The 11,333-nt window shown below is 43.5% G+C and carries 18 protein-coding genes; 3 read left to right on the top strand and 15 right to left on the bottom strand.

The genetic code is table 11. From position 1 onward, the window contains the following. Nucleotides 1-150 precede the first annotated feature (150 nt). The 13 genes from P5683_RS18955 to P5683_RS18895 form a co-directional block, all read right to left on the bottom strand. Complete coding sequence (locus P5683_RS18955) at nt 151-384, bottom strand: hypothetical protein (protein WP_006623220.1); 234 nt, start codon at nt 382-384, stop codon at nt 151-153. Continuing rightward, on the bottom strand, nt 374-655 hold the full coding sequence (locus P5683_RS18950) for a hypothetical protein (protein ID WP_315642021.1): 282 nt from the start codon (nt 653-655) through the stop codon (nt 374-376). Before P5683_RS18950 ends, P5683_RS18955 begins: the two co-directional genes overlap by 11 nt. 122 nt (nt 656-777) lie before the next feature. Further along, nucleotides 778-1,035, bottom strand: coding sequence for a hypothetical protein (locus tag P5683_RS18945; protein ID WP_006669511.1), 258 nt, complete (start codon nt 1,033-1,035; stop codon nt 778-780). A 61-nt stretch (nt 1,036-1,096) separates the two neighbouring features. After that, the gene (locus P5683_RS18940) at nt 1,097-1,516 is read right to left on the bottom strand and encodes a hypothetical protein (protein ID WP_046319114.1); all 420 of its coding nucleotides are present in this window, start codon (nt 1,514-1,516) and stop codon (nt 1,097-1,099) included. 3 nt (nt 1,517-1,519) lie between these two features. Beyond that, a complete protein-coding gene (locus P5683_RS18935; protein WP_006669513.1) occupies nt 1,520-1,873 on the bottom strand; it encodes a hypothetical protein in 354 nt (117 codons plus the stop codon). 21 nt (nt 1,874-1,894) lie between these two features. Further along, nucleotides 1,895-2,263 (bottom strand): hypothetical protein, encoded by a 369-nt coding sequence (locus P5683_RS18930; RefSeq protein ID WP_315648911.1) that lies wholly within the window; start codon nt 2,261-2,263, stop codon nt 1,895-1,897. 146 nt (nt 2,264-2,409) lie between these two features. Then, nucleotides 2,410-3,609 (bottom strand): hypothetical protein, encoded by a 1,200-nt coding sequence (locus tag P5683_RS18925; RefSeq protein WP_315645530.1) that lies wholly within the window; start codon nt 3,607-3,609, stop codon nt 2,410-2,412. A gap of 27 nt (nt 3,610-3,636) precedes the next feature. Further along, nucleotides 3,637-4,611, bottom strand: a complete 975-nt coding sequence (locus P5683_RS18920) for a hypothetical protein (RefSeq protein ID WP_315642022.1) — start codon at nt 4,609-4,611, stop codon at nt 3,637-3,639. A gap of 6 nt (nt 4,612-4,617) precedes the next feature. Continuing rightward, a complete protein-coding gene (locus tag P5683_RS18915; protein WP_315641058.1) occupies nt 4,618-5,055 on the bottom strand; it encodes a hypothetical protein in 438 nt (145 codons plus the stop codon). A 7-nt stretch (nt 5,056-5,062) separates the two neighbouring features. After that, the gene (locus P5683_RS18910; RefSeq protein WP_315669473.1) at nt 5,063-6,907 is read right to left on the bottom strand and encodes a hypothetical protein; all 1,845 of its coding nucleotides are present in this window, start codon (nt 6,905-6,907) and stop codon (nt 5,063-5,065) included. Then, entirely contained in the window at nt 6,895-7,476 is a 582-nt protein-coding gene (locus tag P5683_RS18905; protein WP_315669472.1) for a hypothetical protein, read from the bottom strand. Before P5683_RS18905 ends, P5683_RS18910 begins: the two co-directional genes overlap by 13 nt. After that, on the bottom strand, nt 7,473-8,348 hold the full coding sequence (locus P5683_RS18900) for a hypothetical protein (RefSeq protein ID WP_006623230.1): 876 nt from the start codon (nt 8,346-8,348) through the stop codon (nt 7,473-7,475). The genes P5683_RS18905 and P5683_RS18900 overlap by 4 nt, the downstream gene beginning before the upstream one ends. Nucleotides 8,349-8,351: 3 nt before the next feature. After that, entirely contained in the window at nt 8,352-8,864 is a 513-nt protein-coding gene (locus P5683_RS18895; protein WP_273247616.1) for a hypothetical protein, read from the bottom strand. 38 nt (nt 8,865-8,902) lie between these two features. Here P5683_RS18895 and P5683_RS18890 point away from each other — a divergent pair, with 38 nt between their 5' ends. After that, complete coding sequence (locus P5683_RS18890; protein ID WP_315641102.1) at nt 8,903-9,835, top strand: hypothetical protein; 933 nt, start codon at nt 8,903-8,905, stop codon at nt 9,833-9,835. 28 nt (nt 9,836-9,863) lie between these two features. Here P5683_RS18890 and P5683_RS18885 read toward each other — a convergent pair whose 3' ends face one another. Then, the gene (locus P5683_RS18885; protein ID WP_006623581.1) at nt 9,864-10,028 is read right to left on the bottom strand and encodes a hypothetical protein; all 165 of its coding nucleotides are present in this window, start codon (nt 10,026-10,028) and stop codon (nt 9,864-9,866) included. A gap of 39 nt (nt 10,029-10,067) precedes the next feature. Between P5683_RS18885 and P5683_RS18880 the strand changes: the two genes are divergently transcribed. Both P5683_RS18880 and P5683_RS18875 read left to right on the top strand, forming a co-directional pair. After that, entirely contained in the window at nt 10,068-10,655 is a 588-nt protein-coding gene (locus P5683_RS18880; protein ID WP_006669522.1) for a site-specific integrase, read from the top strand. Further along, the gene (locus P5683_RS18875; RefSeq protein WP_006669627.1) at nt 10,645-10,971 is read left to right on the top strand and encodes a hypothetical protein; all 327 of its coding nucleotides are present in this window, start codon (nt 10,645-10,647) and stop codon (nt 10,969-10,971) included. The genes P5683_RS18880 and P5683_RS18875 overlap by 11 nt, the downstream gene beginning before the upstream one ends. On the opposite strand, the gene P5683_RS18870 is transcribed toward P5683_RS18875, so the two are convergent. Beyond that, a partial coding sequence (locus P5683_RS18870) for a winged helix-turn-helix domain-containing protein (RefSeq protein WP_315641103.1) occupies nt 10,931-11,333 on the bottom strand: 403 nt, incomplete at its 5' end. The genes P5683_RS18875 and P5683_RS18870 overlap by 41 nt on opposite strands.

Here is an 11,333-nt window from a genome sequence, read left to right as displayed (position 1 = left end):
AAAGAAGCGTTTACCTTTGCCTTGGAGTTGTAGAAGTCCAGATTGGTGTCAAGGGACTTAATGCGATCGCTTTTTTGTCCTAACTGGGAATTTGTACTTGTTTTGTCCATTTTCCCAGTAGGCTACCTTCCATTGGGTCAGTCTGATAACTTACTCCTTGCTTTCTCCCCTGGGACAGTTAATCCGGCTAGTGCGATCGCTTAACCTGGTGGGATTCTGTCTGGACTGATTTAGGATTGTGTATATCAGGTTCATTAGTTCGTTGTCTCTGGAGTTAACTTCAGTAATTAGTTTCTGGTTTTGTTTCATCAACTGCCAGACTAAAAAAACTGTAATTCCATCAGTTCCTAGCTTGACTATCTCAGGTAATGTATTAGAATTCATCGTTGTTTGTTTTGTCTTTTTTTAAGATTAATTCATTATAGTCAGTGGTTTTGGCTAAATATCTTTCAATATGTTTTAAAGTAAGCCAGATCAGTTGTTTGTCCCCTCGACATTCGCTTCTGACTGAACTTCTTAATCTATCGATATCTTCTTGATTTTTTTTGACATTAATTTGGAGTTCAGTATGTTTTGCTGAAAGATACCAAATACCTCCCGAAAAAGAAATAAGCCAACCAATAATTAAAGCAATTTTTTCAATTTCTAGATGCATAAAGTTAGAAACTCCTGTACTTTCAAAAACTAAAATTAAGTTTTGAAAAAATTGCTGGTAGTTCGTTTTCGGGTAATTCGGATAGACTCCCAATCACCCGAAAAATTTAGACCGTTGGCAAATTAGAATTGTGGTCTACTAATAATTCCTGAATTCTCAAATTTTTGGTAGAATGACAATTGTCTATCTATCTGTCTTGTCACAGAGCCATCCGGTTGTAACACTATATTGAACAATGTCTGAGCAGAAACTACGTTTAATCGTTGAACATCAGGTAGTTGGTTGCGTTCGACTTGTGCCTGGTAAAAAGCCTCAACAAATTCGTAAAGTTCTACGGTAGCGTCTACGTTTTCAGCTTCCGAACCTAATGACCCCAGCAAGGTTTTTCAGGTTGAACCATCTGGGAGATGGTTGATTAATTGAGCGAGAGAGATATTCATGTTAAGCTACAAAAGCCTCAATTATTACGTTAAACTTTAGATCCATTGTAGGATGATTTTCGATCCATGTTGCGTTTTTGAAAAACCGGCGGCGGACTCCTAGCTTTCTAATTGTCCAGGAATTATCTGTAAATTCTTCTATGGGCGGATAATTAATCAGTTGTGGTTCTTCTGTAACGTATACAGTTCTTTGTCCTGTTACCCAGCCAAAACTCCCAGAATCATCACGATAATGCCCTCTGATAAGCAGCATTGACCTATAGCCATCATAGGGATTTTTCCAACGCCCCCAATCAGTTGAAAATTTAAACCTCAATAATGAGTGTTCAGTAATTGGGGGGTTGTGAATTATCCATTCTTGGGTAGGCTGATAGCTTGAAGCTATCAGTTTCCATGCACCATAAGCGTCGGTAAAATCCATGCCTTATTTGATAACTAGGCGGCGTTCAAAACCAGCGTTCATGACGCTCTTACCATTTAGAGTCCTACCGTTACTATTGTAATACGTCAAAGCCTCGTTTATTTTTTCCTTTGTGCAAAAAAGTCTATAAGTAATTGGCGGTTTGGTAGTGCCGTTGTTGCACTGAACGGCAAGCCTTACTAACAAACCAGTTCGCATTAATTCCCCGGTGTCATACACTGGATCATTAGCGTTGGCTTCTTCTACTGGGGATACGCCTAAAACATCTTTAGTTCCGGCTGTATACATTACCGCACTGGCTCTAAAGACTCTAACTTTAGTACCATCCATTGCCTGACAGAGTTGTGTTCTAGCCATTAATATTTTGTCCTTTCTCTATTAACGAAAATCAGCCCTTACGCGATCGCGGCAGGAAGTAATTCGCCCAGTGCCATCCCAGGCTTTGCCATGTAGTTTCTGAATTGCATCAGAAACTTTGTTTGTGGGTACATAAATATCAGCCCCAAAATATTTGTTATCTTTCCGATAGTTAATCCGCATTTTCATTAAGAGACCCTCTTTGACTGCTTGATTTGCCTTTACCATTTGCGCGGTGACTTGACTAGCGTCTGTGTGGGCTGTCATTCCCAAATCCTCAGCAATGCCATCGTATCTATTAGAAAGCCGAGCCGCTACTGTCATGGTTCCCGTTCCGCCTGGGGTGGGCGCAGTCCAACTATAAATTTTCGTATCTGCTAAACTTGGCATCCAATACCCGCCTTGTTGCTTCAAAACTGCTTACTACTTCATTCATAGCAGACATTTTTAGGAGGTGGAACATATACGGAAACCTATAGGGTTTCCGGATATGCAAGGAGTTTTGTTTGGTCTAAAAAAAGTGTTGGGGTTGTCTTCTAATCGGGATTTCTATATAGATGACCGTTGTAGTCACAGAGCAGGATAGGCTCATTGAGCATCTCTAAAAACAATTTTGCTTCCCTAAAGTAGACGTACCCGACCGGACGGCGGCGCGGCGGTTTGATTTTGTTACCCAATATCGTCACTTCTGGAGATGTGATAGGGAACGCTTGGGCTGGATTTTGGTTGGTCGATGTAAATACTTTGGAGTTGTCAAACTCGATCTGCATCACCTGGCAGATGCGCTGGTAGAGATTGACACCTTCCGCCGTGCTGGTCGCAAAAACAAACGATTCTAACCCGGAGGATTTGTCCCGATAACTAACCGATTCCCTTCCTTTGCGGAACCGGAACTGCTGGGGCTGTAGAAAGTGCTGGAAAATTCTTTGTGCCAAACTTCTGATATTGGCTTTCGTCAGCAAGTCCCCGACTCCGTTTGGATTTTCCGTTTTTCCCACCAAACGGAAACCGACTCTCGCTTCCAGTTGTCGGTAGCCTTTCTCCACATCCTCAATTCTTTCCAAAAAGTACAGCACAACTTTAGGAGCGCCCCGGTAACTGATACCCGTTGAGACTGTGTTATCGGATTTTTCGCTACTGCCGCTGCCCTCGTAGTGGATTTGCAGGATTTGCCTAATTAGTTCCTTATCGTTCCCGGTCAAGACAACTGATTTGTTTTCGGAGCGATCTGGAAAATATTCTATTGTTCGGTGAAGCCCAACCTCCTTAGATGTTTTTCTGTCGGAAGGATGCCACTCAATATAAGCCGGGCGAGAACTCGCGTCTCCTCTCCATCTGGGGATGGTATCTCCGTCGCTGTTTCTTAGATTGCGCGCCGGATAGTTGGTGCTTAAATTGGGGAGTTTTGGGTTGGATCTATAACGCAGCTCTGGATAACCCGCCGCCCAAGCATCAAACCAGTCGTCAAATTTTAGGTCGCTGGCATTGAGGAGATGATCGATCATCTTCTCCATCCATCCGAGCTGAGACAACTGCAATGCCAAAGCTGACTCGGAACCCGCCATCAGCAGCTTGTAATCTGGGTTTTTTCTGTCAGGCTGCAGTTGGTAAACATCCCAGTTGGGTTGCAATTCTATTCGGACTCGTTCCGGGCGCTTATCCGAGAGTTTCGTGATGCGCCTTTGGCGAGCCATCATGATATAAGTTTGTTGGGTTAGCCTTCCAACATTTGCCATAAATACTCCCTCTCTCAGCCGATTAATTTACACAGGAATCCACTCCTCATAAGTTCCCTGGTCTGTTAGTAAATCCCCTAATGTTTCAAAGAAAGTAGAGGCTAATGATTCCATACCCTCCCACTGTTGTTCATTTACCCAGTCAAAATATTCATCTGCTTTAATCTTAGACCAGGTTTCCTCTACCTTTTCAGAAACGATAAAAGGCGACTGTCCTTCTTTCCCCCAAGTCTCCTCCTTATCTAACAACTTAGCTGCTACTTTCCTGGTGTTAATATAAGTTATGACAAACAGTGCTTTTTTAGCAACCTCTTGAACCGCATATCTAAGCGACGACAAGGCTTCTACCAAAGTATCCTTAATGGTTGGGTTAATCATACACATGGCGGCGATCGCGCCTTCTCTAATTCTTAGAGTTGTTGTCGCCGTGCTTCCTACCTTGCCTGCAACTAAAGCAGCCAGAGATTTTCCGACTGTCTCTCCCAAGGGAACATATAAAGCGTTAGCTGCTTGTTTTAAATCATCCATCATTTTTTTGTCAGATGCTGCCCAATTAAAATTATACGCTTGAGAAACTCCTTGGGTTAATTTGCCCATTAGTGTAGGCACTGTTACCCCCAAAAAACCGCCTACAAAAGCCGGGTGGGCTGCTACTAAACTCCCCACACCCGCACCAACAAGCCCTACAGCTTTTCCACCAACAAGCAGCACAGTCCCGGCAATTACACCACCCGCTAGAAGCCCTGCTACTTTAGGAATCATAGGGGCTTCTAATAGCCAATCTTTGAAAAATCCCCAGTTGCCTTTTTTGATGTTTTCTCCAATAGCTAAGGCACCACCTTTAAGACTTCCGGCCCATTTCTTAAAATTAAAAGATTTTAAAATCTGAACCTCTTTATACAGTTGAGATGAAAAAGCATTAAACCATTGTGCTGCGATTTCCTTGCCAGCTACAGCGGTTGAAGTTAGTTCTTTCAGGTCTACACCTACAACATTAGACATAATTTATTAACCTATTTCGTGGTCATTGTTGGGCAACAATCTTTCTCGGCGGCGTTGGCTTGGCGACTTTCCAGTAGACAAGTTGTCAGATTTAATATCACGAATCTCCATTAACTCGTCATTAGTTTTGATGAGGCGGGGCTGCTGTTCCCGACTGGGGGCTGTCTTGGGTTTATCCTTAAACCCAGATGCTGTCATGGCGTTATAGTAATTCATCAACCAAGAACGTTTAAACTCTTCAAAGTCGCCGCCCCCAACTGCTGATGCTACATTTAAATATTCCAGATGCAGCCGGAAATCTAACACAGCGATCCCTTCCTCAATTCTTTTCCGAGTGTCACTTTTAAACTTAGCCTTTTCCTGTCCTGCCGATGGCGGTTTTTTCCCACCACCCGAATCCGGCTGGGAATTACCCGAACCCCTTGGCGCTCTTCTTTTACTCATGATAAAACTATGACCTTAATTTTGCCGCTATCCCTATTAAAACCTCATAGAGGTCATTACTTTTAGCCCTAAACTCATCAACCTCTATTTCATAGTCGTGAATCTCCAACAAATCTGGCAGCATGGCTTCCGTCGTGTCTTCATCATTCAAATCAAGTTTAGGCTCCTGGCCTTTCTTGTTATCCTTTCCAAAACCCTTGCCAGCCCCCCAGTGTTTTTTACCAAACACATTAAACTCAATTGGCAGCGTAACCACTTTCGAGATAATGGGAATTCCCAACCCGTCTAAAATCGCCGACGTTCGATAATACAACTTAGCCAAAGTTCTATACATTCTCGTCATTATATAGGCTAAACGAATCTGAATATTTAGCCGGTTGGCGCTATCACCTTTTAACTCAATCAAAAGCTCAGTCTGAGCCTTTAATATTGCCCCCAATGAATTAAACTTTAACTCAATAGACTGGTCGCCTTCTTGGGCTTTGTTAGTATCCTGAACCGTCACGGTAACCGGAGCATCAAAGCCATAATTATCTATGGTTTTAAACAGGTCAGACATGATTTCCAAATAGTCTTTATTCTGATGATTACCCCGTCCCTCTGGCATCATCATATTAGCTGGAACCTGGAAACTCTTATCTAGCAACTTCCTTACCCCTAGGGCTTTATGGATTTCCCTAGTCATTTTAATAGAATCTTCACAACATTCTTTATTCATGTCATCCCTCAATATTGGTAAACTTGGCGTCGGCTCTGGTTGATAATTGTTGACCCATCTACACGGGAAATCTGGATGGTTTCTCCTGTATATATTTAGATGAAAAGAGTGCTGAATAATCCAATACCAATCGAGCAATGTTGTATTATTCACTATTCCTTTCGGTGGGACAATAGCTGTAGCCGACACAGACTCCATGGTGGGCCTACTCGAGCCTACTACTGTTAGCGACTTATTGTAGTATCTCGGACCGTTCCATTTAGTAGCTCGCCCCGCTTTTTTTACGGTTGTATGTAATCCTATAAGAGTAGTATCACGATTGAACCCTCCTTCCTCCTGCTTACTGGCTCTCCACTTGGTAATGGATGCTATATTTGTGTATCTTAAATTAAATCGGCTAATCTCAACCCTTACATTATCATAAATAGAAAAACTCACCTCTAACTCATACGGTAAATATTTGAGGGTTGTCCCTACCAATGATTCTAGCAAAGCCCTATTTGGTTCAGTTATAACGGGATCAGCAAACATTTGATAATACGACAAATAAGGCATACATAAATAGCCAGTAAAACCTAGAGGGGGACCGGGAATGCTTGTATCAATGCTACCGGCAACCCCTGCGTTTTCCTCTTCTTCACCACCACGGCGATTGTCGTCGCCTTCCTCATCCCTATCATCCTCGCAAACATTCCGAGCAAAAGTAACAGTCTTGCCAAACATGGTCACGCTCATGGTTTGCTCACATTCCCCAAAGTAAACCGAGACATTAGCATCATTAATGCTGTCAATTGTTCCCCCAACACCTTTGGGGCTCCCATCCTCATCAAGGTCTACAAATCCACGGGCTGTGCTGCCTATCTTCTCAGCTTTTATGCCTCTCCTAGTTCTGCCATCTTGTAAATCTTCAGCCTCTGCGCTTATTTTTGGCTTCATTGCCTGGGCAAATTCAATTATCCCCCCCACATCTATATCAATGTCTCCATCGTCACGGGGAAATCTTACTCGCGCTCTGGGTTTGTCGTCCGCTTCTAATCGTTTAACCTCTCTTTCTATGACATCTATCGCTTGCCTATAGTTGCGATTCCTTACAATGTCTTTTGTCCTTCGGCTGCGTTCCTCTACTTCTCGCATGGTTCGCGCTCCTGCCTCAACTCAGGAAATAGTTGCAACCATCCCTCTTTGGTCAATTTTCGTTCGCCAGCAACCCATTCCCGTTCCATTGTCTCTATGGGTTCCAACGAAACAAGTTTAATGGTTTTCCGTTGTTTTAGCGTGGGAACAGACAGGGGGCGATAGGGACTAACAGAATCAGACAAAAAAGCTGCAATTGGCAACACTTCCAAAAATGGAAAGATATGGCACAAATACTCTATTCTTTCCAGCCATTGCTCAAGGACAAATCGATAATTTTCGTCTTGGGCTTGAGAGAGCCTTCTTTGTCTCTTTTCTGGGGAAGGAAAATCAACAATGGTTTTATATTCTTGGGGAACATGAGCCAATGCTTTTAATTCTCTATAAATCAAATATCCATTGGCGGGGCGACCTGGTAGCAAAAAATGGCGGTTAAACACATCCTTATTTGTAGCTATAAGAATCTCTAACCGCTTATCCCATAGATGAACAGGATTAACCGCAGATTCTAAGGATAAATCTACCGGATAATTTTCTAAGTCATCTAATCCATAAAAAGCTATCATCATGTGTAAGAACTCTCCATAATTAAAACAGTTGTCGAACCTTCTACTACTTTACCCCATATCGCGTCAGTCGGAATAAATCCTGATACATTACCGGGATAATAAATCTGACCGGGTGGCATTCTGAATGGGTGAGTAGTTGCATTATTTCCCGATGCACCCAACCCCCAAAGCAATTGAGTTTCTCCCTGGTTCTGAATTTCAAAATAAGCACGGTTGGGATTAGCGGGGGCGATTAATATAGGATTAGGTCCGACTGTTATTGTGTTCATCAAGGTATTAGCCGGGCGTTTAGCCATCAGTATCAAATCTAATTCGACCCGATATTCACCCTCTATATAAATGGTATCATAGCCGCGATTAGCACTTATTGAACCGCCGCCTAATATACCGTCACCGTAATCCTTAAAACTTAAACCTAACTGGTCACTTCCGCCAAATATTTTTACCTCATTGGCAGTTAAATAAGGGTTGATTAGAGGCACATAAAACCGCCGCCCTCGGTTTTGGATAACCGGACAAGCTGCCTCAACCCAAGGATTTGACGAGCCTTTTCTTCTCAGTAATTGCAAACCAAACTTAGGGTGATTGCTCTCTAATTTCATTAATTTAGCTGCCCTTTCCGCCGCTGAATCCTCTGGGTAAAATTCGGGATAAGGAGAACGAGTAAAACTCGGACACCAAACTGATGCAGTGAGACTTTCTAAAAAAGCATTAGCTCGCCATAGCCACCTGGGGTCAATATGGGCAGAAATGGCAGTAATAGCATCAGAAATATTCCACAGTGTTAACGGATTGCTTGCATAATCACTGACATTACTCTGATTAATTTCAAATGAAAAAGTGTCGGTTTCTGATAAGCGATTTTCTGCCATAGGTTAAGGAGTTAATAAGTATGGTTTGGCGGCGGAAGTCATGCCATTGGTGTAGTCAACAATTACGGGATAGTCGGTTAAGCTGATGGTGCATATTAACGGATATTGTCCATCTCCCCTAACGTTAGGTCGGATAGAAAAATCACAATGTTTTTTGGCGGGTTCGGGGTTTAGTGCGGGGCTAAATTCTGCTATGTGTTGATGTACAACTAAATGCAGTAAAGCACTGGCTAAATTGGTTTGGTCAAAGGGGTAACTACCTATACCGGGTTGAAAACTACTCACAAACGGATCTACTATTTTAATCGCGCCATTTTCTATATAAGCCTCTAGCTCGTCAATATCCAGGTTGATAACAGAATCCTCTTCATTAAGAGTTAAATCCATAATATCTTTTCCTGTGAAGTTAATCGTCAGGTTTTTTTGCCTTTGTAGCAATCGCCGCCCCATGGCTAAGGTTAAGGCTTCTAGTGTGGTTTCGGAAAAATCGGGATAGACTCCCGGCGTGATGTTCATGTGAGAAAATAGAAGTGGTTACTTCCATTCTACGATAAATGCCTATTCGATTTGAAATGCGTCCGGTCGGCGGCGGGGGCGGCGGGGGCGCTTATTATAGATTTTCCAAGTCGGGGACGGTTCAACTGGCGGCAGGGGAAGAGGTGGAAATTATCCCCTCCACATCGTCCCCGGTGAGGCGAGAAATTTCCATCAAGGGGGAAAATCCATTCTCCATTAGATGGGATGGTAGCGATCGCTCATTGCCAGTATTTGAAGATGCGACCTATTTTGATAGCAGCGACGGGGGAATCTCTCTTTTTGCGACATCCGCCACCACCCAGACGGTAGAACTCTGGGTTAGACAGGAAACGGAAATTGATTATGACTTAGGACAAGAATCAGGAGAAATAGACGATATGCCAATGCCGAATTTATCTATTAGACCTTTTATGGGTACAGGAAATCAATCCGTTCACGTACCCAATTTTATAGCTGACAACGCAGATTCGGATAGTAACAGAATATATGACTATCTTTGGTATAACACCTTTTATAGTGAACATGGAGTTTTAATTTTTCAGTTTGATGTGTTTTTCCCTGGTCAAATGTACAACTTTACCATTAATCCCTCTAACGATTCTTGGCTGCCGCCTGGAGAAGTGATTAAAGTCTTCCTGATTCCGCGAGAAATTATGGCGATGGTCATGACTCAAATAGCCGTCTATACCTGGCAGTTTTATAACTACGATACACTAATAAATCTAACGAATTGGATTAAAGAACATAGTGAAGTTGCGACAGTAGAATCACCAGCACGCGGGTTTTCTGTTGTACCTACAATGAGCCGTCAACTATTATTTTTTGATATGCCATCCCCTTGGAGTTCTACTAGGCCATTGTGTACTTGTAGTTATACGCCCAACCTAGCGAACCCCAAAGAGGGGGGAGAATTTACTATCAATGAGTTTATCGATTACGAAGACTGGTAGATAAACGATCGCCTTAATCTGAGTTTTCCTAAGATGGGGGGGAAGCGATCGCATTACCGGCTGGCGAACAAATATAGGGGAGGCTGATCCGATCGCCCGCCGCCAATCCCCCAAGTCTCCGAGTTGATTCCATCTGGCTCAGTCCGTCCACTACAATAGGTAAACAGGAAGGGCGATCGCTTAATCCGACCATCTGGGCAACTGGGGAGAAACCATAGCCAATTACAAACCTATGAAGAAAAACCGAATCGGTCAGGCTTCCATTATCCCCGACGCGATCGCCTACAGAATTCAGAAGCAGTGCAAATATGACTGGCAGCGAACCTTACTAGCAATCTTGATGTACACCGGCGAACGAGTGGGAGCTGTCAGGTTACTGCGAATCCCTGACGTTTATGTTTCCTCAGCTTCCCGTGTTGTCCTGCCAGAAATAACTTTTCGATCCGAAACTCGTAAGCGCGCGGGCGGGAAAGATGGGGGAGTCCGCCAAGTTCCCATTTCCCAAAAACTTAGAGAGATTCTCGGAACTTACCGCATCGGTGGCGGCGAGTTTCTGTTTCCTAGCCCATCTGATATATCCAAGCCCGTTACCGTTCAAGCGATAGACTCTTTCCATAGGGCGGCGATCGCTCGTCTGGGATTAGAAAACGAGGGCTATTCTCTCCACAGTTACCGCCGCACTTTCATCACCAAACTCTATAACAAGGGAGTCAATACCAGAACCATCATGGCTATCACAGGTCACAAATCCATGTCATCTTTGCAGCGCTATATTGATGCTGATCCTCAAAAAATCCGAGACGCGATTGATGAAATCTAAGGCAGCGATCGCTATCAGTGTTATCCAGGGAGAAATGGGTTGCTGCTATGCTTTGGAGGGCCGAACGCCACACACTGCCTTAGATACTTCCAATTTTAGCGCTAAACTCGGCACTTTGGTATTTTGGACAAAACATCAAATATTCTTACACACGGCAAACGACGCTAACCAGTGTACAGTAGCACTTAGCGCCGTTTTAGGTTGGGAAACGCTCCTTGATTTTTCTGTGAAATCACAAAATTTTTGGGGGTATAAAATCTCCTTTGGGGGAAATCTTAGGACGCGCCGCCGGGGAAATTTCCACCACCCGATTTAAGTGCTGGAAGTTTCTCTAGGATAGTTTCCAGAGACCAGTCCGACTCGATCCACTGTTCTACCTGGTTGGCGATCGCCTTCGCTTTTTCGCTGAGATGAGGACCTGCCAGATAACAAACCTGCTTTTTCCCCTGATAAAGATAAGCGTACTTATTGCCGTTTGTGTCTTGGAATGCTGATTTGGTTTTCCAGCGAACGGTTAGGCGATCGCTCTGGGAAGTTTTCACCGGTGATAAATTTTCGTCACCCTGGGTGACGGCTACCCATCCTAGATATTTAACCTTGCCCTGTTCGCGCAACCTTTCCAGAGACTTAATCACGCGGGATTGTAGGAGTCCAGTAGCTTGGCTAATTTGCTTTATA

Source organism: Limnospira sp. PMC 1279.21, from assembly GCF_032349615.1.
GTDB classification, from domain to species: domain Bacteria; phylum Cyanobacteriota; class Cyanobacteriia; order Cyanobacteriales; family Microcoleaceae; genus Limnospira; species Limnospira fusiformis.
The sequence above is the reverse complement of the archived record's forward strand: the minus strand, read 5'-3'. Positions and strand labels throughout refer to the sequence as shown.